Below are 26,094 nucleotides of genomic sequence, written 5' to 3' on the forward strand. Positions count from 1 at the left end.
CTTTATCTATAAAAAGATAGGCATACATAAATTATAGAACATAAGTTGGAACTCTAATTTGGACCTTAAATCAATTCCTAAATTCTGTTATTGTTAGAATTAAATAACTGATATCAATATTTGTATCATGTGCATATTATAGTTAGGAAGAGTATAATAAATTTGTAAGAATAAAAAAAATTCAAGATGGAGGTTATAAAATGTGTACAGCAGTTACCTATGTAACAAATGATCATTATTTTGGCCGGAATTTAGATTTAGATTTTTCTTATAACGAAACGGTGACAATTACCCCAAGAAACTTCGTGTTTCCTTACCGCCATGTATCTGATATATCCCAGCACTATGCCATAATTGGGATGGCAACGGTAGTGAATAACTACCCTTTATATTATGATGCAACCAATGAAAAAGGGTTGAGTATGGCTGGTTTGAATTTTCCTGAAAATGCTGTCTATTTCCCAGAAGCTACAGGAAAAGATAACATTGCTCCGTTTGAATTTATTCCTTGGTTGTTAGGGCAATGTGGGACTATAAAAGAAGTTAGAGAACTCTTAGAAAAAATAAACTTAGTCAATACTAATTTTAGTGACGAACTTCCATTATCGCCGCTTCACTGGATGATTACAGATCAGCAGGAGTCAATTGTAGTGGAACAAACAAAAAATGGCTTAGCGATTTATGAAAATCCTGTTGGAGTCATGACAAACAATCCAACGTTTGATTATCAACTTTTCAACTTAAATAATTATCGACATGTATCACCAATCACACCAAATAATTTGTTTTCCAAGGAAATTGATTTAGATATTTACAGTCGAGGGATGGGGGGAATTGGTTTACCTGGAGATCTTTCATCTGCCTCACGTTTTGTTAAAGTTGCTTTTACAAAATTAAATTCAGTTTCAGGGACATCCGAATCAGAAAGTATTAGCCAGTTTTTCCAAATATTAGGTTCAGTTACTCAACAAAGAGGCTTATGCGAAGTTGGTGATGGCAAGTATGAATATACGATTTATTCATCTTGTTGCAATATGGATAAAGGAATTTACTATTATACAACTTATGAAAACAGTCAAATTACTGGGGTTGATATGCACAAAGAGAATTTAGATGGTACTAAACTCGTCAACTATTCATTAGTTTCTGGTCAGCAAATTAATTTTGTGAATTAGCTCAACTAGGTGAATGGAGAAAAATAAAATGGATATATCGGAACAATTAGCAGAAGTTGTGAAAGTATCAAATGGTTTTAAACCTATGAAGGAATTAGCTGACCATTTAGTCAATCAACATACAGATAAAGAGCTTCCAGTGTTGGCTCATAAGTTGTTTGAATCAACAGACTATCAAATCAGAATGGTGGCAGTCTTTTTATTTGGCAAGCTAGCAGCAAAAGATGCGAATAGTTTAAGCTTTTTGCAAGAGATAGTTGCCAAAGATGAAAATTGGCGAGTTCAAGAAATACTAGCGATGGCATTTGACAATTTTTGTAAAGATACTGGGTATGAAGAATCTTTAGCCACGATTAAAAGTTGGCTCACAGCTGAAGATTTACACACACGTAGGGCTGCATCTGAGGGACTAAGAATTTGGACAAGTCGACTGTATTTTAAAGAAAATCCAGAGGTGGCTATTCACTTGCTAGCTTTATTGAAAAATGATTACAGTGAATATGTCAGAAAATCTTGTGGCAATGCCTTAAGAGATATTAGTAAAAATTCCCTGAAAAGGTTCTTCATGAGATCTCGAAATGGGGAACTAGTAAGAATGAATCACAGGTGAAAAAGCTTATTTTAAAAAATAAAAAACTACTAACTTTGGATTAGATTTTGTATTCATGGCAAGAATGTTAGATTGATTTTCAATCGGAAGGTCACTTCCATTCTATAGTAAGGTTTACTAAAAATGAAATATATAAGTTTCTCCCTTTTGAGTAAGTTGATTTGACTGACTTCAATTTGGAAAGCTTATATCCTGCATTCCCGAATTGTGTAACGATAATCACTCGAAAAACCGCTATAACGATTGATATATAGCGGTTTTTTTGTAGACTTATAACTCGTTATATAATATAATGTATAACGAGGAGTGTTGATATGGCAGTTATTTTTCAGACAAACAAGAAAACGGGCATTACTTATGCCTATCAGAATGAACCCTACTGGGATAAGGAAAAGCAACAATCACGCGCTAAGAGGACACTGATTGGAAAAGTCGATCCGGTTACAGGTGAAATCGTCCCAACACGTTCGTACAAAAAGAAACCGGCCCCGACTTCATCGGAAGTTAAGCCAGGGCCGATTCCAATGACACAAGTCCGAAGAATCTTCTATGGGGCAGGTTATCTGCTCGATCAAATTGGCAAGCAGACAGGCGTATACGCGGACCTTAAGGCCATCTTCCCGGAGCATTATAAGCAAATTCTGTCGATCGCCTATTACTTGATTCTCGAAGAGAATAACGCCTTGAGTCGTTTTTCCCATTGGCAAAAACTGCATCATCACCCGTATTGCCAGGATATTCCTTCACAACGAAGCAGCGACCTATTCCAAGCAATCGATGAGGAAGGCCGGATGGCCTTCTTTCAGAAACAAGGCAACCGCCGGATGGAAAAGGAGTATTGGGCATTTGACACTACGTCGATATCGAGTTACTCAGAGGTCTTATCGCAAGTGAAGAAGGGACGAAACAAGGAACACGACCGCTTGCCACAAATCAACTTGGCACTCTTGTTTGGGGCGCAATCCGGACTGCCCTTTTATTACCGCAAGCTCTCCGGAAATATCACCGATGTTAAAACGGTTCGGCAACTCATGAAGGAATTTGATGTAATGGGCTACAAAAAGGTCAACGTGATATTTGATCGAGGTTTTTACAGCAAGGATAATATCAACGCCTTGTATAAACACCACCAGAAATTCGTGATAGGAGTGCAACTCAAACTCAAATATGTCAAGGGTGTGTTGGAAGCGGAACGTGAGAACTTGAAACTTTGGTCAAACTTCGAAACACAGTTCACCACCTACGGTGTATGTCGCACAATAAACTGGGAATACGAACAGGAACGTCCGTATAAAGGTGATGTGATAAAATTGGAAAAGCGCGCGTATCTGCATCTGTTCTACAATCCTGAAAAAGCGATTAAAGATCAGGTAGACATGAACGACTATCTGACAGCCCTTCACCAAGATCTGAAGGAAAATACACTAAAAGATTATCGTATGAAAGATTATGATAAGTACTTCGAAGTTACTGAGACACCTAAACGAGGGAAGAAAATCACGCCTAAAGAAGAGGCGATGCGCAATGCGGTTAGAAATTATGGTTACTTCGCCTTGCTTTCTAATGAGGTCAATGATCCGTTTGAAGCGTTGTCTCTTTATCGCAGCAAGGATGTTGTTGAAAAAGCCTTCGGCAATTTAAAAGAGCGCCTCAACTTCAGAAGAATGCAAGTTTCATCCGAATTGTCCCTGAATGGGAAGCTTTTTGTGGAATTCATCGCCTTAATCTACTTATCCTACGTGAAAAAGAAGATGCAGGATGCCGAGCTATTTAACCAATGGACCCTTCAAGGTGTACTGGACGAACTGGACATGATTGAATTATTTGAGGCCCCCGGGCACGGTCGCGTGTTGGGAGAGGTTACGACGAAGCAGAAGGAATTATACGAGGCGTTAGGCGTTGCCCTTCCCTCGTTATAAATTCCGGGAATTCAGGTTATATGTTTCTTTTTTTGTTCGCAATATTCTTAAAATGAACGGAAAAGGCTACATAAAAGCAATTAGATTCGAAATGTTACAATCATTTGCGCAATTGATAATTACATTTGATAGAATAGAAGGAGGTTTTCGTATATCTTTAAATGAATAGGAGGAATCAAAATGACAAAATTTAATGAAAGAATTTATGCGCTGAGAAAAGCGAATAACTTTACGCAAGAAGAAATTGCACAAGAATTAAAAGTATCTAGGCAAACAATTTCTAATTGGGAAACAGGTACAGCCCAACCAACAATTGATAAGGTTATTGAGTTGGCGAATGTATTTGATGTATCCATGGATGAACTAATTGGACGTTCTAAAAATAAGACTAAAAAAGCAAGCGGAATTTTACTTAGTTTATTAAATCAAGTCGTCACATTATATTTAACGCCAGTTACGGATGTCCTCTTGTCTATTGGAAGAACAGAAATCAAAAACTGCAAAATTATTGAAGTCAATCCAACTAGTATTCGAATTAGGATGGAAGATAAAAATCAACAAGTCGAAAATTTGATTTTTATTAAGGATATTTTAGGTTTCGAAAAGGAGGTCAATTAGGATGTGGTGGATTGTTTTACTAATTATTGCCTATATGCTTTTCTCAAGATTAGATGACATAATTGAACTTTCTAAAAGCAAAAGTCCAGATTATCAAAAAGAAGTGGAACAACGACAATACGAGAATCAGCAGGAGCGAAAAGAAATTACGCAACAATTAAGAGCACTGATTGGATCAGAATGTCGAATAAAAAGTTCTGATTTGATTTATATGTCAAATGGGTCTAGTGAAATAAAAGCAAAAATTAGTCAGGTTGATGATGATTGGGTTGAAGTTTTAACGCTAAGGAAAAAAAAGTACCTAAAAGTATATATTAAGATTGAAAGTATTAATAGCTTGTCGAAGATAGTTGCAGAAGAATAATTTTTATTAAAAATCAGTAATTGATGATGAGTGGGATACTTATTAGATGATAGTTTTAGATTGACTAGTCTACCAATTTTCAAGAACTTGAAATAAAATAAAAAGGAAAACAAGTCGTATGGTAAATCATACGACTTGTTTTCCTCTTTTTGTCTGAATTACTTTTAGTAATAATGCAGTCAATAAAATGATTGGTAAAATTTGAACTGGGAAAAATAATGCTATAAAAATGGCTAGGCCAAGTGGAGATTGTAAAATTGAAATCGTCATAGCAGTAGCGACTGTTGCCACAATAAAAACTGTATCAAAGTTAGGAAGTAGTTGTGATAGACCAAAACCAAGTAGAATCGCTGAAAAGACAATTGGAAAAATATCGCCACCAATCCAACCAGTGTTTAGACAAACTTGTAAAAAAACAAGCTTGATAATAACAACACATACTAACAGTAAGGTGGAAAAATGCAGATATTCTTTAGGAACAGCTCCAAGAGTTACTTGACCTGAAAAAAGTAAGTTTGGTGTAAACATTCCAACGATGAAGATTGCAAAAGATCCAATTAGTGCTTTTTTTATAGGTTGGTCAGACCAAAAATTCATCCAATCTGCCATTTTTCTTTTGAACAAATTATATAATTTGCCAGCTAGCACTCCAAAAATAACTAGGGGAACAAATAACCAGAAATCTTTTAACTCCCAATAGGTCATCCCCATTTTACTGATAAAAGAGGGTTGATTCGTGTACTTCATCAATACGATAAAAGCAAATAGGCCATTCAGAATATAGAAAATAATGACATATTTTTTAGTTGCAGCTAATTTTTCATTGGTATTTTTAGGGTTATAAGTTAATAAATAGCGTGTCGGATGGAACATATGGCCTAATCGTTCCAGTGGCTTTAGCGCCGCAAAACTTTCTCGGTTGAAAAAAAGATACCTAATTTTGTCTGCTTGCCAAACCGATAACATAACGATAGCCCCCAGCAAGGCTGCTTCAGGTCCAACACCCGCACCGAAAATTAAGATCAGCAAGGCAGTCAGTAAGCTTTTAAAGACTGGTCGATAATTCACCGTTTTATGCTCTTTTAATTGTTGGATTGTATGATGAGCTGTTTGTGGATAGTCTCCCCATTTTCCACGTAAACTCCCCACAATTAAACCACCCAGTAAGCAAAATAATAAGATGGTCAGCGTTTTAAAGGTATTATTGGTTAAGAGAATGTGCCATAAATAATGTGAAATGTTACTTTCTAAATAGATAAAAGCAAATGAAATGGCCCCAATAAATGTACTTAATAACGCTCCATAAAGAATAATCCGAATGCTTAAAGCTAATTTGTTCATGTGCTGTATCTCCTCTGTATCTGTTCTAAATAATTTCTAAAGTAACTTTTGATAATAAATAAGCCTCTTTTTTTATTACACTTCTATTAGTTTACCATAAAAAAATAAGAATGCATTTTTTATCTAATGTAAATCTGCTAGGCTGTTCATCCAATCACTCTTAAGTTGTAACTGCTTTTTTTGATGAAGATATACTTTGGTTTCACAATTAATATACGACACTTCTGTAACTGGATTGTCAATATTTTGTATCTTATCCATTATTTCAATTATATTTGTCATTCCAAAAGAAAGGAAAGGCTAATTTTAAAACCAAAAGAAGCAAGTAACGAGATGACATTGTTACTTGCTTCTTTTTTGTTTTAATGAGTAGGTTCTATTAAAAAGATAGGGTGCTCAATCCCAGAATTAAAAAGCGGACAATCTTCTTGATTGTATTTCTTATATAAATGGCTACAAGCTGTTTAATTAATAATATCGAGCCGTTTAGTTATGGCGCCGTCTAATAAATCTTTATACTCTTTTTGATGCTCTGTTAGGTAATCTTCAAGAGATTTTTGGTTTTCAGCAGACCATTTTGGGTCAATTTTGACTAAATTTACCTGCGCATCAACTTCCACAGTCGCATCATACGTTACCTTTGGATCATTGGCTTTTGAAATGACGATATAGAGTTTATTTCCTTGTTTAACTTTAACCACAAGTGGGTCTTTTCTAGCAATAACCCAAGGGCTATTTTCTTTTAAGGGAATCGGATTAAAGCCATTTTCCATAATGTAAGTCGAATAGGTAATATCTTTTTCTTTGAGAACATATCCTCCTAAATAGCGAATGTCATCATTTTTCCAAGAATGAGCCGATATATTTGTTAAATATCGTTTTTCATCCAGTCTTAATTTAAGATTAAAGCCAGCATAAATCAAGAAAAGTATGCCTATCACTAAAAGAATTTTTTTATAACGTCCATTCCATCTTAGTTTGTTTGATAAATTTTTTGTCATTGTTGTGTCCTCCCGCAATAAGTTATCGAGAGAGATACCAAATAAATCACTAATCGCTACAATCGTTTCCAAATCAGGATAATTTCTGCCAACTTCCCAACTAGAAACAGTTGAACGAGAGACATTTAATAAGGCACTTAATTGTTCTTGTGTAAGCTCCTTTCTTAATCGTTGCTCTTTAATTTTATCTCCAATGTTCATGAGTATCATCTCCTTCCTTTTCATTATCTCGATAAGCGGTTCTTAAGGGTAGCCATTATTCGTATCACTATTGATTTTTCTAGTGATACAATCTGTATCATCTTGATTTATCAGTGTTTCTAGACTGTAAAACTAAAAAATAAGTGCTTTAAAATTTGTTTGAAGGTAGTGCATATAGTTAACAAAATTAAATTTAATAAAGCTAAGGGAGGTAAAAATATGAAGCGACATACCACGAATTATAGTAACACATTTATTGCAGTTGCAGAAGATTACACGAAAAGCTATTGCTGGGGAGTCCACAGTGATCAAGATGAAGAAAGCCTGCAACAAATTAAAGCAAGGCATTAAAAAAAGAAATAAATAGAAAACACAAATAACCTACAAGAGAGGACGTGTAAGTTGTTTGCGTTTTTTGTAGAAGGTTACTTTCTTATTTTGAAGGTTTTTCTAATTTTTTTTGTAATTGTTTATCATAATTTCTCGCTACTGGAATCATGAAATTAATGATTCCACAAATGATCGTTCCGATTCCTGCAAAGAGAAATATTTTTTCGACACCAAACTTATCCGCTAAAGGACCTGCAAAGATTAAACCAACAGGACCAGTAATACTCATTAGGGAATTTAATACCCCTAGTACTCGTCCTAGAACGTTAGGCTCGTAGCTTTGTTGAATCATTGCCATCAGAAGAGTATTGAAGTAGGGTGTAGCAAATCCAGCAAATGAGTTTAGAATAATAAAGTAGAAAAATCCTGTTCTTGTTGGGGGTAATATACCACTCAATCCGATAGTGATTCCGATGACGAAATAGGCCATAAAGACTAGTTTCATTCGATCTTTCCATTTGCCAAAAATTCCGATAACAGCTCCACCTAGTAGCATACCAATCGAGTATACGACTTCAATAAGTCCGGCTTCTCCGACAGTTCCATTAAAATAGCCAATCGTCATTAAAGGGTAAAGACTAGCTGCAGGCATAAAAATTACGTGAAAATGGCTCCTACAATTGTAATGTACCAAAGACCTTTATTTTCAGTTAATTTTTTTAAACCGAATTTACTATCAGCTAATAAATGGATTGTTTCTCCCTCTGAAAGAATTCGAGGAATTGTCACAAATAGTAATAAGCCCACTCCAAAAACGGCTCCTAAGACATCTAGTAAAATTAAATGATTCATTGGAACAATGGAGAAAAGTAAGGCTCCTAATGCAGGTGCAATAATAAAATTAGCGGATTGGACCATGCCTAACTGTCCGTTTACCTTAGTTAGCTCTTCTTCTGGAACCATCGTTGGCAAAATTGATTGAATAGTGGGCATTTGAAAAGTTTGGGCAACTGAACGGATAAATAAGGAGACGAAAACGAGCCACAAAGGGAAATCTGAGGCAATTGTACCTGTAATCGCTAAAATCAGGGCAAAAATTGCCACAATGATATCAGTCACAATTAACAATGTTTTTTTGTTCCATTTATCAACAAATGAGCCGACAAATGGGCTTAAAATAACCATTGGAAGCATGCCAAGTATGGTTGCGAAACTTAATACGGTTGCTGAACCAGTTGTTTTAGTTAAATACCAAATAATTGAATATTGGACAACCATACTCGTAATACCAGATAAAAATTGGCCAGAAAGAAAGAGGTAAAAATTTTTTCGCCAATGAGTCAGATCAAATGAATTTTCAGTTTTAGACATAATCAGCACTCCTAATAGTTAGTGGTGGGTTAGCTGTTATAAGATTATTAGATAAGTTGATTTTAGCTGATATAAAAAAACAGGCAACCACACATAAGTAAACTAAAAGGGCTGCCTATTTTATTTAAAAGGATGAATCTGGTCCCGCTAAAAATTTAAGCTCTTCGGGAGTAGATTCTCTACCTAAAACTTGATTACGGTGCGGATAACGACCAAACCGTTCGATAATAACTTTATGTTTTAATTCAAAAGCATAATTATTTTCCAAGCCTTCACCAGCAAAAAGCGTCAGAGCCTCTTCGTGAATGACTAAAGATTCAGAGTGCATAAAAGGCATATAAAGAAAGGCTTGTTGTTCAACAGGTAAGTCCGAAACATTAAAATGACGTATGGCTTCTTGAGCCAAAACTAAAGCCATTCCATCATAGGCAAAAGCTTCAGGCTTATCGCGAAATAAGTTTCTTGAAAACTGATCTAATACAATAATTTCAGCTAAACATCCTTCTAAACAATCACGCCACTGACTTAATTCGCCATTTTTTGCTTGCGTATGAACGGTGCCAAAACGTCGTAAAAGTTCTTGGTCAAAAGCATCATCTTTTTTAAACCATAACTCTTGATCAATCTCATTAAACCAAAAGTTTAAAATATCTTGATAAGTCATTTTAGTTACCTACTTTCTGTTTGTGGATGACTACTGGCTAAACTTGCTTCAATTGCACTACGTTTAGGAGCTAAAAAAGTAGGTAAATACAAAGGTACTTGATCTAAATCCAGGCCTTCATAGTTTTCTTTAACAAAATGCGTATCTAAAGTAGCGACTTCAATTAGAATACCGTTAGCTTCTCTAAAATAGAGGGATTTAAAGAACTCACGATTTTTGATGCCAGAATTTAAAAAGTTTTTTAGACTAATTTCTTCTTGAATTTCTTGTAACTCATGCTCATCTTTAGCTGAAAAGGCAACATGGTGAGTCCCTCCAATCCCCATCACCTCTAAAGGACTTTTTTTGTCTTCAATTAAATGAACCTCTTGATAAAAAAGCTCATTATGATTCCCTAAAATGGCAATTGGAGTAGGTTCTGTCGTTAATTTTGTTAGAAGTGTCCAGTCAAAGAATTTCTTGAAAAGCTGTTTCGTAGCTTCTAAGTAACGAACTCTTAAATGAATCGAGTGAATGCCTAAAATAGCATTCTCTCCACTGATTTCGTCAGTAATACGTGGTAAATAATGGGTTGTTTGTTTTTCAGTTAAGGGCATAAAACCTAATTGAACGCCGTCAAAATCTTCAAAGCGCAAAATTTTACTGTTATTGTAACTTTCAATCTCACAATTAAAGATACCAAGGCTGTTTAAGCGTTTTTCCCAAAAAAGCAAAGACTCTTCAGATGGGACTAAAAAAACAGTTCGATCAATAGCGTTGGTACCAAATTTATGATCGACGCCATTTTTCATTTCAAAAACGGTAAATTCAGTTCCTGGACGACCAGCAGTATCTCCGAAGAAAGTATGATACATTTCATTATCATCTTGATTGACTGTTTTTAGTAGTAAATTTAAACCGAGTGTATTATGATAAAAATGGAAGGATTGCTGAATATCACGATTAATAACTGAAACATGATGAATAAGTGTGTTTTTCATAGTTTGATTCCTTTCAAATACAATTTTTAGGAGAATAATTATATGAATTATTTTATCACAGATAAGAATAATAAGGAATTTTTTGTGTTGTTTCATGGTACAGGAGGAAATGAATATTCATTACTTTTTGTTAGTGGGGACCTTAATCCCGAAGCTGGAGTCATTAGTTTTTTAGGAAATTCTGGAACAGGAACAACGCGTCGTTTCTTTAATCCGTTGATTGAAGGTACGCTAGATCGAGCTGATTTTAATCAAAATGTGGCGACCTTTTTAGATACCTGGACAGAAATCAAGCCTCAAAATGCTAAATTAACATTTATTGGCTATTCTAATGGTGCTAATTTTTTACTAGGCATCCTTGAAAAAGCTCCTGAAATAGCTGATAAGATTATATTGATGCATCCCGCTAATTTAGGGTACATATTTAAAGAACAAACGAACACACCTATTTTACTAACCTATGGAGCAAATGATTACATGGTTCCACCAGGTGATGTGCTAGCATTAGCGAATCAAATGAAGCCATTTTTCCCAAAATTAGAAGCGAAATTATTAGATTCAGGTCATGAAGTAACCGATCTTGAAGTAAAAACAATTAAGAATTTTTTGAATCAGCACTAAATAGATTGTTAAAGGAGAGGAAAGATGAAGAAGTTTTTTTTATGGTTAGCTGGACTGATAATTCTCCTATCAATTGGACTGACAATTGTGTTTAATCTAACACCACTACCTATGATCAGTCTCGCACGCCAGGTTTTATTTTCTGTGCCAACTGATACGCGAAAACCAGAATATACAGAAGGCAGTGTAACGGTTTTAACGAACAAGTCTTATACTGGAAAATACAAACAAAGTACATTTGATTTATATCTTCCCGACATTCCATTACCTAATGAACCAACGATTGCTTGGGTTCACGGTGGTGGATATATTGGCGGAGATAAACTGGAAGAAAAAGAATATGCTACAAAATTAGCTGATAATGGCTATTCTGTTGCAGTTATGAACTATGAACTTGTTCCTGAAACTACTTACCCAATACCAGTTAGACAAGTAGGTGAATTTATTAAGCATCTCGAGGCTAATCAAGAGGTATATGGACTCAGTATGGTTAATTTATTTATTGCTGGTGATTCGGCAGGTGCTCAAATAGCCAGTCAATTTATAGCTGCTCAAACAAATCCAGCTTATGGGAAACAAATTCAGGTAGAGGCTGTTCCAACGCTTAAGGAAATTAAAGGAGCATTGCTGTATTGTGGTCCATATAACTTAATCGATATTGTTGAGGACTCGACTTCACAGATTGTTAGTTTTTCCTTTGATAAAATTGGCTGGAGCTATTTTGATGAACGTAACTGGGAAAATTCAGAAAAAGCGAAGCTTTCAGTTGTGCCAAATTACGTTAACAAAGACTTTCCACCTACCTTTATAACGGATGGCAATACGTCTTCTTTTGAGCAACAGGGAAGAGAGTTTGCAAGTAAATTAGAAGAAGTCGGAGTACCTATAAAAACAAGATTTTTTGATTCAAAAGAGGTCGAAACGCGGCATGAATACCAATTTAAATTAACGACGCCCCCTGGAAAAATAGCATTTGAAGATACCTTGAATTTTTTAAAGGCATATCAAAAGTAAGGCTTCAATTTAAATGGGTACTAAAGTATAGATTATTTAAAAAAATAATAGTAAGGGAGTTCTGAATATGAAAAAAATAACAGTTAGAAAAGAATATTTCCAAGACAATAATGTATTTAGCGCAGATACTACTCTAGATGGCGAAGATGTGTTACGCGTCATTAAAGATCCTGTTATTCTGGCGGATGATGAAGCTACATATGCTAGGCTTCAAAATTTTGAATTTTATAACGGAACGATTGAAGTTAAAGTTCTAAGTCGTCTTTTGCCAGATGCACCTGATCACGCCAGAGGTTTTATCGGAGTGTCTTTTCGGATTGATGAGAATAATAGTCATTTTGAAGGGATATATATAAGACCTACCAATGGTCGTTCAGAGGATCAAGTTAGAAGAAATCGCTCTGTCCAATATTTTTCATACCCTGATTTTAAGTATGACCGTTTTCGAGAGGAAAATCCAGGTATGTATGAATCATATGCTGATATCGGTCTGAATGAATGGATAGATATGAAAATTGAAGTAGAAAACAATAAAGCAAAACTATTTCTAAATAATGCAGAACAACCAGTCTTGATTGTTAATGATCTTAAACTTGGAGCAATGCAAAAAGGCGGCATAGGTCTTTGGGTTGATATTGGAACAGAAGGCTTTTTTAAAGACTTAAAAATCAATAGCCTGTAAAACGTAGTTGATAACTAAGCCTGAATTCAATCACCTAACGTTTAAAAATGAATACTAAGGAGTAAACCAGAGGATATAAAATTGGGTTTGCTCCTTTTTTTCACGAAATAATTCTTCTTGCAATTCAAAAGTAGCCGTGCTATTATAAATGTGTAATCGGTTACACAAAAGAAAAGTGGTGAGATAATGACAACAATTAAAGATGTAGCAAAGCATGCAGGTGTTTCAGTAGCGACTGTTTCACGAACAATCAACAATAGTGGATATGTTGGTGTAGAATCAAGAAAGAAAATTGAGCTGGCAATTAAAGAACTTAATTTTTATCCGAATGAAGTTGCTAGATCATTATTCCAAAAAAAGTCTAAGTTTGTTGGATTGTTGTTGCCAGATATATCAAACCCATTCTTTCCTTTACTTGCTAAAGGTGTCGAAGATAAGATGAACCAAATGGGGTATCAACTTATTTTAGGTAATGTGCAAGAAGATATGGACAAAGAAAAAGAATACTTAAAAGCCTTTGCTCAAAATAACGTTGCTGGTGTATTATCAGCGATTAATGGTGGCACGAAAGAATTGAAAAATATTCCTTTAGTGATGCTTGATCGTGTGGATACAGATAAAGAGTATGGCGTGCATTCAAATGATTTCGAAGGCGGTCAACTAGCAGCTCAAGCAATTGCAGAACGCAATCCAAAAGAAATCGTCGTGATGGTTGGTCCAAGAAGTATTCATGGCTCATTGGAACGTTTAAGAGGAACGGAAAAAGTTTTAAATAATTTCAAGTTAAACTATCATTTATTGGAAACGAGTTCTTTCCAGTTTGATGCTACCCAAGCGACAACAGATGAATTATTTAAACAATTTCCAAAAGTGGATAGCATCATTGCATCTAATGATGTTCATGCGTTATCGATTTTACAAGAAGCTTTGCGCCGTGGCATTAAAGTGCCAGAAGTGCTTCAAATCATTGGGTATGATGATATTCCGTTTAGCCAGATGCTTTTTCCTAGTTTAGCGACGATTGCCCAACCAGCATACGAAATTGGCTTCCGTGGAGCAGAATTATTATGTGATCGAATTGAAAATAAACTGGTGAAAGAAAAAACGATTCAGTTACCAGTAAAAATAAAAATTAGAGAGTCTTTAAGGAAGAAGGTTTTAGAATGAGTAAAATAACTGTTATTGGAAGTTTAGCAAAAGATTTTGTTGTAAGTGTAGATAAACGCCCCGTAGTTGGTGAAACAATTATTGGGAATGATTTTAAAACAACTTTTGGTGGAAAAGGAGCGAATCAAGCAGTTGCTGCTGCACGATTAGGCAGTCATGTTGCCATGATAGGGAAAGTTGGAGCAGATTCATTTGGAACAGAAATCATAGCGAATTTAAAAGAAAATCAGATCTCTGTCAGCGGTGTGGAACCCGTTACACATTTACCTAGTGGTTCGGCACATATTACTTTAGCAGATGGCGATAATAGTATTGTTGTGATATCTGGAGCCAATAATGCTGTTGATATCCAACAACTAACTAAAAACCAAGAACGAATAAAAACTAGTGATTTAGTGTTACTGCAACAAGAAATTCCTAGCGAAACAGTCGAAGCGATTGTTGATTTTTGTTATCAACATAAGATTCCAACTGTCTTAAATCCAGCGCCAGCACGTTCAATTAGTCAAAATGTAATTGATAAAGTGACCTATTTAACACCAAATGAGCATGAATTTGAAGAGTTATTTCCGCAATTAACGGTGTCGGAAGGCTTAGCGAAATACCCAAATAAGTTGATTATTACAGTAGGATCAAAAGGTGTGCTCTTTAATAATGGACAAGAAGAAATTTTAGTGCCTTCTTACCAAGTGACACCTGTTGATACAACTGGTGCCGGGGATACATTTAATGGAGCTTTTTCCGTAGCCTTAACGAATCAACTAAGTGTTGCAGAAAGTATCCGATTTGGAAATTTAGCGGCGTCTCTTTCCATTCAAAAATTTGGGGCACAAGGTGGTATGCCAAAACTAGAGGAATTGAAGGAGCAACCTGGATATGAAAAAACATGGAATTTTAAATAGTGATATTTCAAAAGTATTAAGCGACTTAGGACATACAGATCAAATTACAATTGGCGATGCAGGTTTGCCTGTTCCAGAGGGAGTTTTAAAAATTGATTTAGCCTTAGCTTTATCAGATCCCGAATTTATAAAAGTTTTCGGCTTAGTACTAGAAGATATGGTTGTTGAAGAGATGGTGTTAGCCAAAGAAATTGGAGTTAGTAATCAAAAGCAACTTAAGCAAATAAAAGAGCTAGCCCCAATGATTCCAATTCATTACCTTAGTCATGAAGAGTTTAAGGAACAAACGAAGAAATCTAAAGTTATTATCCGTACAGGTGAAGCCACTCCTTATTCAAATGTTATTTTACAAGCTGGAGTTATTTTTTAATAGTTTCTTAGACTAGCTCTTATGAGCCAACTCTGGCAGAAGATTTCATCATTTTTCAGCAGAGTTAAACGGCTCAATGAGCATACTACACTAGGGAGGTCCAAAATATGGAAGTCATAATGAAGAATATCTATAAAGCCTTTGGAACAAATGCTGTTTTAGAAGGTGTGAATTTTGATACTCATGGTGGTGAAATTCATGCCTTGATGGGCGAAAATGGTGCTGGTAAATCAACCATGATGAATATTTTAACGGGTATGCATAAAAAAGATCAGGGAACAATTTTAATTAATGGAAAAGAGCATAGTTACACAAATCCAAAAGAAGCTGAAGAGCATGGCGTTAGTTTTATTCATCAAGAAATGAATACTTGGCCGCAGATGACGGTTTTAGAGAACTTATTTATCGGCAAAGAAATGAAAAATAAAATCGGATTTATTCGTTCGAAAGAAATGAAAACGTTAGCATTAAAAACGTTTAAAGAATTAGGCATTACAATGGATTTAGATGCAGATGTTCAAACACTTTCTGTCGGGCAACAGCAGATGATTGAGATTGCGAAAGCTCTGATGACTGATTGCCAAGTACTGATTATGGATGAGCCAACAGCTGCTTTAACGGATCGTGAAATCCGGATGCTATTTAAAATTATTCAGCATTTGAAAACGAAGGAAGTTGCCATTATTTATATTTCTCATCGAATGGAAGAGATTTTTGAAATTAGTGATCGAATCACAGTGATGCGAGACGGAATGACGGTGGATACAACGTTGACGAAAGAAACCAATGTGGATGATGTCGTTCGTAAGATGGTTGGTCGAGAAATTAGCGATTATTACCCTAAGAAGAATGCTGAAATTGGCGAAACAGTTTTTGAAGTCAAAAATCTATCTGGCACTAGTGGTTTTGAGAATATTTCATTTTCGGTTAAATCAGGTGAAATTGTCGGTTTTTCTGGCTTAATGGGTGCTGGCAGAACTGAAATAATGCGAGGGATTTTTGGAATAGATCCAATCAGTCAAGGCGAAATAATTCTTGAAGGAAAAAAAGTTCAATTGAAAAATCCGAGTACCGCTATTAAAGCTGGTGTTGGTTTTTTAACAGAAAATAGAAAAGAAGAGGGCTTAGTTTTAGATTTTTCAATTAAAGACAATATTAGTTTGCCAAGTATTGATGAGTTTAGAGTTAGAGGGTTAATTGATACTAAAACAGAAGATGAATTTGTTCAGTTGTTAATGAAACGGCTAACAGTTAAAGCGCAAAACGAAGATATCTCAGCTGGCAGCCTTTCTGGTGGGAATCAGCAAAAAGTTGTACTAGCAAAATGGATTGGGATTGGACCTAAAGTATTAATCTTAGATGAACCGACTCGTGGTGTTGATGTTGGGGCTAAACGTGAAATTTATCAGTTGATGAATGAGCTAGCTGAAAGAGGCGTGGCAATCGTGATGGTGTCGAGTGATTTACCAGAAGTATTAGGTGTTAGTGATCGGATTTTAGTCGTTCATGAAGGCAAAATTGCTGGAGAACTTAATCGGACAGAAGCGACGCAAGAAAAAATAATGAATCTTGCTACAGGAGGGAAATAGTTATGAAGGATGAATTGAAAGTGGAGTTACCTAAAAAGAAATATACTGGTAAAGAATTGATTGGAAAACTAGGTCCATTATTAGCTTTACTGGTTTTAATTATTATTGTGACAGCTATGAATCCGAGTTTTATTGCCCCAATTAACTTATTGAACTTACTTCGTCAAGTTTCAGTCAATGCGTTAATTGCCTTTGGAATGACCTTTGTCATTTTGACTGGTGGGATAGATTTGTCAGTTGGTTCAACCTTAGCTTTAAGTGGGGCTTTGGTTGCAGGCATGATTACGTCTGGAATTGATCCTTTATTAGCAATGATTATTGGCGTCATGATTGGAGGAATTCTTGGTGCTATTAACGGATTATTAATTACAAAAGGTAAAATGGCTCCGTTTATTGCGACATTGGCAACAATGACTATTTTTCGGGGAGCTACCTTAGTTTATACAGATGGCAATCCAATTACAGGAATTGGCGATAGCTTTATTTTCAAATTTGTCGGGCGTGGCTACCTATTTGGGATTCCGTTTCCAGTTATTTTAATGGTTGTGGCTTTTGCTATTTTATTCTTAGTCTTGCATAAAATGACATTCGGTCGTAAAACATATGCAATTGGTGGCAATGAAAAAGCTGCTTTTGTTGCAGGAATCAAAATTGATCGTGTGAAAACTATGATTTATGCTTTGTCAGGCATGATGGCTTCAATTAGTGGGATTATTATTACCTCACGTTTGAATTCAGCCCAACCAAATGCAGGTCAAGCCTATGAAATGGATGCAATTGCTGCGGTTGTTTTAGGAGGAACAAGTTTATCCGGTGGACGTGGTCGTATTTTTGGAACCTTGATTGGGGCACTAATTATTGGAACCTTAAATAATGGTCTGAATTTATTAGGTGTTTCAAGTTTTTATCAACAAATTGTCAAAGGAATCGTTATTATCATCGCTGTTTTATTAGATCGCAAGAAAAAATAAATTAATAAGAGGGAGAAATAAAATGAAAAAACTGGTACTTTTATTAGGAGCATCATTATTATTAATGGCAGGTTGTGGAGCAGCAACATTAGATGGAGAAAATTCAAGTAGCGATAAGGTTGTCAAGAAAGAAGAAAAAGAATTAGTTGTAGGAGTATCTTTATCGACATTGAATAACCCGTTTTTTGTATCATTAGAAAATGGAATTCAAAAGTTAGCGGATGAAAAAGGGACAAAATTAAAAATTGTTGACGCACAAGATGATACAGCTAAACAAAGCAATGATGTTGATGATTTAATTCAACAAGGGGTTGATATTTTGTTAATCAATCCAGTTGACTCATCTGCAATTACTCCAGCAGTGGAATCGGCAAATGCAGCCAATATTCCAGTTATTGCGATTGATCGTGATAGTGAAGGCGGAAAATTGTTGAGTTTAGTTGCTTCTAACAATATCGAAGGCGGAAAAATGGCAGCTAAATATATTGAAGAAGTTGTCGGTTCGGAAGCGAAAGTTGTGGAATTACAAGGTGTTCCAGGAGCTTCAGCAACACGAGAACGTGGAAAAGGTTTCGATGAGTATGCCAAAGGTAAATTAGATATTATCGCTCAACAAGCGGCTAACTTTGACCGTGCTAAAGGGTTAACAGTTATGGAAAATATGTTGCAATCGAATCCAGAAGTCCAAGCGGTCTTTGCTCAGAATGATGAAATGGCATTGGGAGCAGTTGAAGCCATTGGTGCAGCAGGTAAAACGGATGCGATTACTGTTGTTGGATTTGATGGTACAGAAGATGGATTGAAGGCTATTAAAGCAGGAAAAATGAGTGCTACTGTTGCTCAACAACCTGAAGAAATGGGCAAATTAGCTCTACAAGCAGCTTTTGATCATTTTGCAGGGAAAAAAGTTGAGTCTAAGATTGATTCGCCTTTAGAATTAATAAAAAAATAAACTAAAAATGCAGTTGGATTAAGGAATAAAGCCTTAATTTAACTGCATTTCTATTTTTTTAATTAAACGCAGTGCTAGATTAAATTAGAATTGCTCATCTAAATAAGAATCATGTAACCACTTTTCAGTTACCCGACTATTTACCCAAATAATTCCACGTTCAAAAGTAACTATATCTCCATCGCTTCCAACGATAACCCAAGTATAATTTTCTGTTTCTGGTAGATAGCATTTATACTTCATGCCAGAGATTGTCATTTTTTTATCGTTGATTATAATTTCCTCATCATGTTGATCAATCCACAAATTTTCTAACTTTTCAAAATAACCTGGTTCTAATCTAGTTAAAAAATCTTTAGCTATTTGTTCTGTTTCTTCATGAGTTAATAATAGTTTGTTATCTATTAAGTTGAATTTTCTATTCATGTTGGTAAAACCTAGAATATAATTGGTTTCTTTTTCAACGGTTACAGAAAAATGTTCACCGTATAAATCAGTCTTATTACTTTCTGGCGTGTATCTAATTAATAATACAGGCTTGCCATTTTGTTGAATTGTATCTTTGATAGAGGCTAATTTATATCCCTCTGGTATTTCCAACGTTTGTTCTACAAGTTTAAAAATATCCGAGTATTGCTTTTTTAAATCTAAGGAATTCGTTTGAGTGTTCATATTTTTTTCTCCTTTTTTACTTTCTCCCTTGAGAGGAAGTCTGTTTTTTTGATTCATACCTATCGAGTTACTAGTAACAGCATAAATAGTGAAGGACATAAAAAGTAAAGCAACAATAATTAAACTAATTTTTAGTTTCTTTTTAATAATAAATCACATCCGATACCTAATATTTCTAGTTTCAAAAAAAATGAACTTAGATAATCGTAAAAATGTAAAAGTACTCATTACTAGCACATAAAAACCACCTCTTTTTTGTAGATAATCTACAATTAGTATATATCATATACAAAAATTGTCAATAGTTTAAATTTGAGTTATACTAATATAGACAGAAAATAGGGAGGACGACATGGATATCATTGATATTGAATTATTAAAAAAAATGTCTGTTAATATAGGTGAGGCAGCAAATATTACGGGAATTCCAATTAGAAAACTACGGTATTGGGAGAGTAAAAATATCATTAAAAGTGTTGATGAAGGCGTAAATAAAACCAGAAAATTTGACTATTATGAAATAAAAAAAATAATTTTAATTAAAGAACTACTGGATGAGGGGTACACGTTAGAAAAAGCGACTGAAAAAGTTGAAGTCCGAATGAAAAATCTAGCAGAAGCTTTTGAAAAATTAGAAAAAGCGAGAATAGAAAATGAAGAAAAATGAAATTAATTATCAACAAGCGACACCCAAGGATTATGCTCAAATCATTCAAGTTTGGAAACGTTCAGTTTTAGCGACGCATCATTTTTTAAAACCAGAAGATATGTCTAGTATTGAGGCTGAAATTCGTTATTGGTTACCTAAAATGAACGTTCAAGTTTGGAGCCAGTCGGAAAAAATGATTGGTTTTTCAGCTGTTAGTGAAGACACGCTGGAAATGCTATTTATTGATCCAAATCAAATTGGAAAAGGTTATGGCAAACAAATCTTAAAAGAATTATTATCAGCTTTCGAGGTTACTAAAGTTGACGTGAATGAGCAAAACGAAGCAGCGGTGACATTTTATTTAAAAAATGGTTTTCAGATAGCTACTAGAGACGAATTAGATAGTGAAGGTAGAGCCTATCCAATTTTACATTTAGAATTAACTAAATAAAGCACAGTAAGTCAGTTTTTTTAACTCTGACTTACTGTGCTTTTATTTTTTTTTAAATCTTTTTACCAGAAGCTAAAAAGTGTTGTTGCCCATAGTCAACAATAAAGTCTCTAAATAACCGAGTGGCTGGTGAAAGATAATGATTTTTCAAGGTTGTTGCATAGATAGTACGTTGGTAAGTAGGGTTGGTAATGTGGAGAATTTTAACTTTGTAATAGTCTAAAGCTGCAATTCTTGGTACAATACCAATGCCATGACCAAAGGCAACAAAGCCCGCCATCGTATGGTCTTCTTCCACCTCGCAAACAATTGATGGAACAACATTAACTTCGGCTAGCATCGCATCAATCATCGGACGAATCCCACTTTTTTTGTTAAATGAAATAAAGGGATAGCCAGCCGTATTTTTTAAATCAATTTCATCAAAGTAGGCTAATGGATGATCCAAAGGCACGATTAAAACAATTTCCTCTTCTGCAATCGGTTCAAAATGGAGTTGGTCATCAGGTGTAATCATCGAACAAATGGCGATATCGGATTGTTCAGCTTTCAAACTTTTGATAATATTTTTAGTATTCCCTTGATAAAAAGAAAAAGAAATATTTTGATGGGCATCAATTATTTGAAACTCTTTTAACAAAAGTGGCGCAAAATAAGGCCCTAAGGTATAAATAAAAGCTAAGTCAATATGTCCCCGATCAGGACTAACTAATTCTTTTAATGCTTTTTCCCCATGTTCCAGTTCATTTAAAGAACGTTCTACATAACTTAAGAAGAAATGCCCATACTTTGTTAAGCGAATATTTCTTCCATTTTTTTCAAATAAAAATGTGCCTAATTCTTTTTCAAGTTCAGTCATGGAATTGCTTAAACTAGGCTGGGTGATGGATAATTGTTCAGCGGCTTGCGTCATATGTTCTGTTTTTGCTAGCATTTTAAAATAATAAAGCTGTTTTAAATTCATAGGAATTCCTCCAGTCTATTTCGATTCATAGTTTTATTCTATCAATAAATACAAAAATATGCATTAGAATTATATGATTTTTCCGTTTATACTGAAATTGTGAAATAAAGAGCAATGTGTCGAATGTATATAGTAAATCGAATTAAAAAAAGTGGAGGAGATAAAATGGAACAATATGCAGCTTTATTTGAACCCTTAGTAATTAAACGAATGACGTTGAAAAATCGTGTGATGATGCCTCCAATGGGAACGAACTTTGCTAATTTGGATGGCTCGTTTAACAATGAGCATATTACTTATTATGAACAACGTGCTAAAGGTGGGACTGGGTTAATTACCTTAGAAAATGCGTGTCTTGATTTTCCAATGGGAACGAATGGAACGACTCAATTACGCATTGATAATGACCAATATTTGCCAGGTTTATGGCGCTTTAATGAAGTGATGCATGCATATGGAGCCTGTACATCGGTTCAAATTAACCATGCAGGTGCTTCAGCTTATGGCTTGCGTTTAAATGGACAACAGCCAGTATCAGCATCAAATATTCCTTCTAAAACAGGAAATGCAATTCCACGACCATTAGAAAAAGACGAAATCATGGAGATTGTAAAAAAATACGGTGAGGCTGCCAATAGAGCCCAAAGAGCGGGATTTGATTGTGTTGAAATTCATGCAGGGCATTCTTATTTAATTAGTCAATTCTTATCGCCACTTTATAATAAGCGCCAAGATGAATTTGGTGGAAGTCCAGAAAATCGTGCTCGTTTTGCTCAATTAGTTGTTGCTGAAGTTCGGCAAGCAGTTGGCCCCTTTTTCCCAATCTGTATTCGAATCAGTGCAGATGAATTTTTAGAAGGCGGAAATAGTTTAGAAGATACGTTAGAATTATTAACTTATTTTTCAGAGGAAGTCGATATTCTAAATGTATCAGCTGCTTTAAATGATAGTATTCAGTATCAAATTGATCAAATGAATCTGGCTGATGGTTGGCGCTCTTACATGGCTCGAGCAGTTAAAGAAAAATTTGGTAAAGTCACAATTACATCAGGCAATATTCGGAGCCCTCAAGTAGCCAATGATATTTTAGTTCGTGGCGATGCAGATTTATTAGCAATGGGACGTGGCTTAATCGCTGAACCGAATTGGGTCAATAAAGTCGCTAACGGACAAGAAAATTTATTGCGTAAATGTATTTCCTGTAATATAGGGTGTGCAGATCATCGAATTGCGAAATCTCGACCATTACGATGTACTGTAAATCCAGATGTGATTCATGAAGATGCCTTTAAGCAAAACCAAGTCAAAAATAATCTGAGTATGGTGGTTATTGGTGGTGGAACAGCTGCTCTTGAAGCTGCTACAACAGCAGCAGAAGTTGGCGTTCAAGTGACCTTATTTGAAGAGAAAAGCTATCTAGGTGGGTTGGCACGTGAAATTGCTCGTTTACCAGATAAAAAACGGATTGACGATTATGTCGTATACTTGGAAGAAAGAGCTAAGCAATTACCTAATCTAACCATTCATTTAAATACACGAGCAGATCTAAAGACTATTGAAATGTTAGCACCAGATATTATTGTGAATGCTACTGGAGCAAAACCTTTACTGCCACCAATCAAGGGGCTAAAAGAACAATTAGAAAATCCAAATCGTCAAGTATTCTCTATTTTTGATTTACTAAACAACATGGAGAATTTTGAAGAGTTTGAAGGCAAACGCATCGCCGTTATTGGTGGTGGAGCAGTTGGTTTGGATGTTGTGGAGTATTATGCAGAACGTGGGGCTGCTGAAGTATCTATTGTTGAAATGCAAGAAAAACTTGGCAAAGATTTAGATTTAATTACTCGTATTTCGATGATGGATATGATCAAACGTCATGGTGTCCAAGAATATACTGAAACAGCTTTAACCGAAGTTTGCCAAGATCATTTCAAAGTAAAACAAGCTGGAAAAGAGAGTGAAATTCCATTTGATATTGGGTTTGTTTGTTTAGGTATGCGTGGGGATAGTCCTATGATGGAAGCCTTACTTGAATACGGAAAAGCAACAGACACTGCTGTTGTTAATATTGGCGATAGTAAAGTGGCTCGCAGAATTATTGAAGGGACTAGGGAAGCTCGTGACATTTTAACAACAATTCATCAGGTGGATCGAAGCAAACCGCTAAGTCAATTAAAACTATTTTCTGGAAATTTTTAACTAATTTATTATTCTTCTCTAAGGGGTACACAACCACCTTATCTCACCTCTTAGGGAATAATATAGCTAGAATTGAATTATCATCTTAAACACAAGCAATTAGAATGAATGAGTAAACGATAAATGAGAGGAAGTTGGAAAAAATGACAGAAAGATTATCAGGACACACAGAATTGATTGGTTTAATGGCAACACCGATTCGACATAGTTTATCTCCAACAATGCACAATGAAGCTTTTGCAAAATTAGGTTTAGACTATGCGTATTTAGCTTTTGAGGTTGGAACGGATCAACTAGAAAATGGAATTCAAGCGATTCGTGCGTTAGGTATGCGTGGTTCGAATATTTCAATGCCAAATAAGCAAGTCGTTACTAAGTATTTGGATAAATTATCCCCAGCTGCTGAAATGGTCGGTGCCGTTAATACAATTGTGAATGATAATGGTATTTTAACTGGACACATTACAGATGGTACAGGCTTTATGCGTGGTTTAAAACAGTCTGACGTCAGTATCATTGGCGAAAAAATGACGATTTGTGGAGCCGGTGGAGCAGCAACAGCAATCTGTATCCAAGCAGCTTTAGATGGCGTGAAAGAGTTGTCTATTTTTAATCGACAAGATGAGTTCTTTAAAAATGCAGAACGAACAGTTGCCTTAATTAATGAGAAAACGGATTGTAAAGCGACATTATATGATTTAAAAGATCAAGAGAGCTTACGTCAGCAAATTGCTGAAAGTGTTATTTTTACAAATGCAACGGGTGTAGGCATGAAACCTTTACAAGATGAAAGTTTAATTACAGATCCAACTATGTTACGTAAAGAGTTAGTTGTAGCAGATGTTGTTTATGTACCAAGTGAAACTAAATTACTGAAATTAGCGAAAGAGCAAGGTTGTAAAACGGTAAATGGTTTAGGAATGATGTTATGGCAAGGTGCGGCTGCCTTTGAAATGTGGACGGGACAAGAAATGCCTGTTGAATATATTCGAGAGTTGCTTTTTGAAAAATAAAAATGTTCTTACTAGAGAATATCGATTCTCTAGTAAGAAACTTATTTGTGAATAAATACGCAATTGAAAAGGAGAGTAATAATGAAAAATAAGTATATGCCCACGGCAATTGGTTTGTATATTAATTACTTTGTTCATGGAATGGGAGTTATTATTTTAGCTCAAAATATGGATGCATTAGGGAAACAATGGGGAACGGACAGTGCAGGTGTTGCAATTGTTATTTCATCTTTAGGAATTGGACGTTTGATTGTTTTAATGGCTTCAGGAGCATTATCAGACAAATTTGGTCGACGACCGTTTGTTTATCTAGGTATGTTCACCTATGCGTTGTTTTTTGCGGGAATTTTGTTTAGTCCCAGTATTGCTGTTGCCTACATTTTTGGTATTTTAGCAGGAATTGCAAACTCATTTTTAGATTCGGGAACTTATCCAGCCTTGATGGAATCTTTCCCAGAATCACCAGGAACAGCCAATATTATTATTAAGGCCTTTATTTCTGCGGGTCAATTTGCTTTGCCATTAATGGTTGGATTGATTGTGTCGACAAATATGTGGTACGGATGGACCTTTATTTTAGCTATTATAATTTTTGTTGTAAATGGTATCTATCTATTTAACAAGCCTTTTCCAGATAAAGAGGCGAGTATCTCAGATAAACCAGAAGAATCAGCCAATCTAGCTCAACCAGTTCGTAAAGTAAAATTTGCTGTTGAAGGCGTGTGTTTTATTTTATATGGGTACATCGCTCAAGCAACTTTTTATTTAGTTAGCCAATGGTTGACTAAATATGGAAATGAGATTGCAGGTATGGGAGATGCGGCGTCTAGAGCACTAATTAGTTACTATAGTGTTGGCTCTTTAGTTTGCGTATTCTTTACATCAGCGTTAGTTAAAAAGAAATACAAACCTGTTCAATTTTTAGTTATTTATACCTTTATTTCCTTTGTAGCATTACTAATTCTTTGGTTATTCCCAACACCATTAGTCTGTATTATTGCCGCATTTGTGATTGGTTTTTCAGCAGCAGGAGGAGTGTTACAGTTAGGCTTAACAGTCATGGCCGAAATGTTCCCGGCTGGAAAAGGAAAAGTTACGGGAATATTTTATACAGCTGGAAGTATTGCGTCATTTACGATTCCATTAATTACAGGACAATTATCAAAAACAAATATTGCGAACATTATTCTTTTTGATGTTGGAATTGCTTTTATTGGATTTTTACTAGCACTAGTGATTTACGTAAGATATAATAAAGTATTCACAAAATCAAATGAACTAAATTAAATAGATAAGTATGA

25 protein-coding genes and 2 pseudogenes are annotated in these 26,094 nt (G+C 35.1%); 20 read left to right on the plus strand and 7 right to left on the minus strand.

Annotated features, from left to right (window positions below):
• The first annotated feature begins 200 nt into the window (after nt 1–200).
• The 5 genes and pseudogenes from bsh (at nt 201) to BR77_RS14220 (ending at nt 4,686) form a co-directional block, all read left to right on the plus strand.
• Nucleotides 201–1,175 (plus strand): choloylglycine hydrolase, encoded by a 975-nt coding sequence (gene bsh, locus BR77_RS14200; RefSeq protein ID WP_015077350.1) that lies wholly within the window; start codon nt 201–203, stop codon nt 1,173–1,175.
• A 28-nt stretch (nt 1,176–1,203) separates the two neighbouring features.
• Nucleotides 1,204–1,829, plus strand: a pseudogene (locus tag BR77_RS14205) (DNA alkylation repair protein).
• Between the two features lie 270 nt (nt 1,830–2,099).
• Nucleotides 2,100–3,704, plus strand: coding sequence for an IS1634 family transposase (locus tag BR77_RS14210; RefSeq protein ID WP_034558278.1), 1,605 nt, complete (start codon nt 2,100–2,102; stop codon nt 3,702–3,704).
• Between the two features lie 180 nt (nt 3,705–3,884).
• Nucleotides 3,885–4,322, plus strand: a complete 438-nt coding sequence (locus BR77_RS14215) for a helix-turn-helix domain-containing protein (RefSeq protein ID WP_015077348.1) — start codon at nt 3,885–3,887, stop codon at nt 4,320–4,322.
• Between the two features lies 1 nt (nt 4,323).
• The gene (locus BR77_RS14220; protein ID WP_016356606.1) at nt 4,324–4,686 is read left to right on the plus strand and encodes a hypothetical protein; all 363 of its coding nucleotides are present in this window, start codon (nt 4,324–4,326) and stop codon (nt 4,684–4,686) included.
• A 126-nt stretch (nt 4,687–4,812) separates the two neighbouring features.
• Here BR77_RS14220 and BR77_RS14225 read toward each other — a convergent pair whose 3' ends face one another.
• Together BR77_RS14225 and BR77_RS14230 are read right to left on the minus strand one after the other, a co-directional pair.
• Nucleotides 4,813–6,027 (minus strand): chloride channel protein, encoded by a 1,215-nt coding sequence (locus tag BR77_RS14225; RefSeq protein WP_015077346.1) that lies wholly within the window; start codon nt 6,025–6,027, stop codon nt 4,813–4,815.
• 464 nt (nt 6,028–6,491) lie between these two features.
• A complete protein-coding gene (locus tag BR77_RS14230) occupies nt 6,492–7,229 on the minus strand; it encodes a helix-turn-helix domain-containing protein (RefSeq protein ID WP_010051320.1) in 738 nt (245 codons plus the stop codon).
• A 219-nt stretch (nt 7,230–7,448) separates the two neighbouring features.
• Between BR77_RS14230 and BR77_RS19555 the strand changes: the two genes are divergently transcribed.
• Nucleotides 7,449–7,580 (plus strand): hypothetical protein, encoded by a 132-nt coding sequence (locus BR77_RS19555; protein ID WP_015077345.1) that lies wholly within the window; start codon nt 7,449–7,451, stop codon nt 7,578–7,580.
• 82 nt (nt 7,581–7,662) lie between these two features.
• Here BR77_RS19555 and BR77_RS14235 read toward each other — a convergent pair.
• The 3 genes and pseudogenes from BR77_RS14235 to BR77_RS14245 all read right to left on the minus strand — a co-directional run bounded on the left by BR77_RS14235 (nt 7,663) and on the right by BR77_RS14245 (nt 10,574).
• A pseudogene (locus BR77_RS14235) lies at nt 7,663–8,930 on the minus strand (MFS transporter).
• A gap of 124 nt (nt 8,931–9,054) precedes the next feature.
• Nucleotides 9,055–9,594, minus strand: a complete 540-nt coding sequence (locus BR77_RS14240) for a DUF924 family protein (protein ID WP_035065428.1) — start codon at nt 9,592–9,594, stop codon at nt 9,055–9,057.
• A 5-nt stretch (nt 9,595–9,599) separates the two neighbouring features.
• Complete coding sequence (locus BR77_RS14245) at nt 9,600–10,574, minus strand: glyoxalase/bleomycin resistance/extradiol dioxygenase family protein (RefSeq protein ID WP_015077342.1); 975 nt, start codon at nt 10,572–10,574, stop codon at nt 9,600–9,602.
• Between the two features lie 42 nt (nt 10,575–10,616).
• On the opposite strand from BR77_RS14245, the gene BR77_RS14250 reads away from it, so the two are divergent.
• The 9 genes from BR77_RS14250 to BR77_RS14290 all read left to right on the plus strand — a co-directional run bounded on the left by BR77_RS14250 (nt 10,617) and on the right by BR77_RS14290 (nt 18,842).
• On the plus strand, nt 10,617–11,195 hold the full coding sequence (locus BR77_RS14250; RefSeq protein WP_015077341.1) for an alpha/beta hydrolase: 579 nt from the start codon (nt 10,617–10,619) through the stop codon (nt 11,193–11,195).
• A 24-nt stretch (nt 11,196–11,219) separates the two neighbouring features.
• A complete protein-coding gene (locus tag BR77_RS14255; protein ID WP_015077340.1) occupies nt 11,220–12,209 on the plus strand; it encodes an alpha/beta hydrolase in 990 nt (329 codons plus the stop codon).
• Between the two features lie 67 nt (nt 12,210–12,276).
• The gene (locus BR77_RS14260; RefSeq protein ID WP_015077339.1) at nt 12,277–12,891 is read left to right on the plus strand and encodes a hypothetical protein; all 615 of its coding nucleotides are present in this window, start codon (nt 12,277–12,279) and stop codon (nt 12,889–12,891) included.
• A 186-nt stretch (nt 12,892–13,077) separates the two neighbouring features.
• Nucleotides 13,078–14,058 carry a LacI family DNA-binding transcriptional regulator gene (locus tag BR77_RS14265; protein ID WP_016356604.1) on the plus strand — a complete coding sequence of 327 codons (981 nt, stop codon included), beginning with the start codon at nt 13,078–13,080 and terminating at the stop codon, nt 14,056–14,058.
• Nucleotides 14,055–14,960, plus strand: a complete 906-nt coding sequence (rbsK, locus tag BR77_RS14270) for a ribokinase (protein WP_015077336.1) — start codon at nt 14,055–14,057, stop codon at nt 14,958–14,960. The genes BR77_RS14265 and rbsK overlap by 4 nt, the downstream gene beginning before the upstream one ends.
• Nucleotides 14,935–15,330 (plus strand): D-ribose pyranase, encoded by a 396-nt coding sequence (rbsD, locus tag BR77_RS14275; protein ID WP_010051336.1) that lies wholly within the window; start codon nt 14,935–14,937, stop codon nt 15,328–15,330. Before rbsK ends, rbsD begins: the two co-directional genes overlap by 26 nt.
• A gap of 107 nt (nt 15,331–15,437) precedes the next feature.
• Nucleotides 15,438–16,919 (plus strand): sugar ABC transporter ATP-binding protein, encoded by a 1,482-nt coding sequence (locus tag BR77_RS14280; RefSeq protein ID WP_015077335.1) that lies wholly within the window; start codon nt 15,438–15,440, stop codon nt 16,917–16,919.
• A gap of 2 nt (nt 16,920–16,921) precedes the next feature.
• Nucleotides 16,922–17,890, plus strand: a complete 969-nt coding sequence (locus BR77_RS14285; RefSeq protein WP_015077334.1) for an ABC transporter permease — start codon at nt 16,922–16,924, stop codon at nt 17,888–17,890.
• 22 nt (nt 17,891–17,912) lie between these two features.
• Nucleotides 17,913–18,842, plus strand: coding sequence for a D-ribose ABC transporter substrate-binding protein (locus BR77_RS14290; RefSeq protein ID WP_010051340.1), 930 nt, complete (start codon nt 17,913–17,915; stop codon nt 18,840–18,842).
• 84 nt (nt 18,843–18,926) lie between these two features.
• Here the strand turns inward: BR77_RS14290 and BR77_RS14295 are convergent, their stop codons facing one another.
• The gene (locus tag BR77_RS14295; protein ID WP_015077333.1) at nt 18,927–19,514 is read right to left on the minus strand and encodes a hypothetical protein; all 588 of its coding nucleotides are present in this window, start codon (nt 19,512–19,514) and stop codon (nt 18,927–18,929) included.
• Between the two features lie 352 nt (nt 19,515–19,866).
• Between BR77_RS14295 and BR77_RS14300 the strand changes: the two genes are divergently transcribed.
• Both BR77_RS14300 and BR77_RS14305 read left to right on the plus strand, forming a co-directional pair.
• Nucleotides 19,867–20,181, plus strand: coding sequence for a MerR family transcriptional regulator (locus tag BR77_RS14300; protein WP_016356603.1), 315 nt, complete (start codon nt 19,867–19,869; stop codon nt 20,179–20,181).
• Nucleotides 20,168–20,614 carry a GNAT family N-acetyltransferase gene (locus tag BR77_RS14305; protein ID WP_015077331.1) on the plus strand — a complete coding sequence of 149 codons (447 nt, stop codon included), beginning with the start codon at nt 20,168–20,170 and terminating at the stop codon, nt 20,612–20,614. Before BR77_RS14300 ends, BR77_RS14305 begins: the two co-directional genes overlap by 14 nt.
• Before the next feature lie 52 nt (nt 20,615–20,666).
• Here the strand turns inward: BR77_RS14305 and BR77_RS14310 are convergent, their stop codons facing one another.
• Nucleotides 20,667–21,578, minus strand: coding sequence for a LysR family transcriptional regulator (locus BR77_RS14310; RefSeq protein WP_035065431.1), 912 nt, complete (start codon nt 21,576–21,578; stop codon nt 20,667–20,669).
• Nucleotides 21,579–21,743: 165 nt separating this feature from the next.
• Between BR77_RS14310 and BR77_RS14315 the strand changes: the two genes are divergently transcribed.
• The 3 genes from BR77_RS14315 to BR77_RS14325 all read left to right on the plus strand — a co-directional run bounded on the left by BR77_RS14315 (nt 21,744) and on the right by BR77_RS14325 (nt 26,080).
• Nucleotides 21,744–23,780 carry an oxidoreductase gene (locus BR77_RS14315; protein ID WP_016356602.1) on the plus strand — a complete coding sequence of 679 codons (2,037 nt, stop codon included), beginning with the start codon at nt 21,744–21,746 and terminating at the stop codon, nt 23,778–23,780.
• 143 nt (nt 23,781–23,923) lie between these two features.
• On the plus strand, nt 23,924–24,793 hold the full coding sequence (locus BR77_RS14320; RefSeq protein WP_015077327.1) for a shikimate dehydrogenase: 870 nt from the start codon (nt 23,924–23,926) through the stop codon (nt 24,791–24,793).
• An 81-nt stretch (nt 24,794–24,874) separates the two neighbouring features.
• Nucleotides 24,875–26,080: an MFS transporter gene (locus tag BR77_RS14325; RefSeq protein ID WP_015077326.1), complete on the plus strand. Its 1,206-nt coding sequence runs from the start codon at nt 24,875–24,877 to the stop codon at nt 26,078–26,080.
• The last annotated feature ends 14 nt before the right edge of the window (nt 26,081–26,094 follow it).

It is taken from the genome of Carnobacterium maltaromaticum DSM 20342 (genome assembly GCF_000744945.1).
Lineage (GTDB): Bacteria > Bacillota > Bacilli > Lactobacillales > Carnobacteriaceae > Carnobacterium > Carnobacterium maltaromaticum.

Coding starts and splice junctions, on each gene's coding strand:
- bsh (WP_015077350.1), top strand. CDS start 201: ATGTGTACAGCAGTTACCTATGTAACAAATGATCATTATTTTGGCCGG.
- BR77_RS14210 (WP_034558278.1), top strand. CDS start 2,100: ATGGCAGTTATTTTTCAGACAAACAAGAAAACGGGCATTACTTATGCC.
- BR77_RS14215 (WP_015077348.1), top strand. CDS start 3,885: ATGACAAAATTTAATGAAAGAATTTATGCGCTGAGAAAAGCGAATAAC.
- BR77_RS14220 (WP_016356606.1), top strand. CDS start 4,324: ATGTGGTGGATTGTTTTACTAATTATTGCCTATATGCTTTTCTCAAGA.
- BR77_RS14225 (WP_015077346.1), bottom strand. CDS start 6,027: ATGAACAAATTAGCTTTAAGCATTCGGATTATTCTTTATGGAGCGTTA.
- BR77_RS14230 (WP_010051320.1), bottom strand. CDS start 7,229: ATGAACATTGGAGATAAAATTAAAGAGCAACGATTAAGAAAGGAGCTT.
- BR77_RS19555 (WP_015077345.1), top strand. CDS start 7,449: ATGAAGCGACATACCACGAATTATAGTAACACATTTATTGCAGTTGCA.
- BR77_RS14240 (WP_035065428.1), bottom strand. CDS start 9,594: ATGACTTATCAAGATATTTTAAACTTTTGGTTTAATGAGATTGATCAA.
- BR77_RS14245 (WP_015077342.1), bottom strand. CDS start 10,574: ATGAAAAACACACTTATTCATCATGTTTCAGTTATTAATCGTGATATT.
- BR77_RS14250 (WP_015077341.1), top strand. CDS start 10,617: ATGAATTATTTTATCACAGATAAGAATAATAAGGAATTTTTTGTGTTG.
- BR77_RS14255 (WP_015077340.1), top strand. CDS start 11,220: ATGAAGAAGTTTTTTTTATGGTTAGCTGGACTGATAATTCTCCTATCA.
- BR77_RS14260 (WP_015077339.1), top strand. CDS start 12,277: ATGAAAAAAATAACAGTTAGAAAAGAATATTTCCAAGACAATAATGTA.
- BR77_RS14265 (WP_016356604.1), top strand. CDS start 13,078: ATGACAACAATTAAAGATGTAGCAAAGCATGCAGGTGTTTCAGTAGCG.
- rbsK (WP_015077336.1), top strand. CDS start 14,055: ATGAGTAAAATAACTGTTATTGGAAGTTTAGCAAAAGATTTTGTTGTA.
- rbsD (WP_010051336.1), top strand. CDS start 14,935: ATGAAAAAACATGGAATTTTAAATAGTGATATTTCAAAAGTATTAAGC.
- BR77_RS14280 (WP_015077335.1), top strand. CDS start 15,438: ATGGAAGTCATAATGAAGAATATCTATAAAGCCTTTGGAACAAATGCT.
- BR77_RS14285 (WP_015077334.1), top strand. CDS start 16,922: ATGAAGGATGAATTGAAAGTGGAGTTACCTAAAAAGAAATATACTGGT.
- BR77_RS14290 (WP_010051340.1), top strand. CDS start 17,913: ATGAAAAAACTGGTACTTTTATTAGGAGCATCATTATTATTAATGGCA.
- BR77_RS14295 (WP_015077333.1), bottom strand. CDS start 19,514: ATGAACACTCAAACGAATTCCTTAGATTTAAAAAAGCAATACTCGGAT.
- BR77_RS14300 (WP_016356603.1), top strand. CDS start 19,867: ATGGATATCATTGATATTGAATTATTAAAAAAAATGTCTGTTAATATA.
- BR77_RS14305 (WP_015077331.1), top strand. CDS start 20,168: ATGAAGAAAAATGAAATTAATTATCAACAAGCGACACCCAAGGATTAT.
- BR77_RS14310 (WP_035065431.1), bottom strand. CDS start 21,578: ATGAATTTAAAACAGCTTTATTATTTTAAAATGCTAGCAAAAACAGAA.
- BR77_RS14315 (WP_016356602.1), top strand. CDS start 21,744: ATGGAACAATATGCAGCTTTATTTGAACCCTTAGTAATTAAACGAATG.
- BR77_RS14320 (WP_015077327.1), top strand. CDS start 23,924: ATGACAGAAAGATTATCAGGACACACAGAATTGATTGGTTTAATGGCA.
- BR77_RS14325 (WP_015077326.1), top strand. CDS start 24,875: ATGAAAAATAAGTATATGCCCACGGCAATTGGTTTGTATATTAATTAC.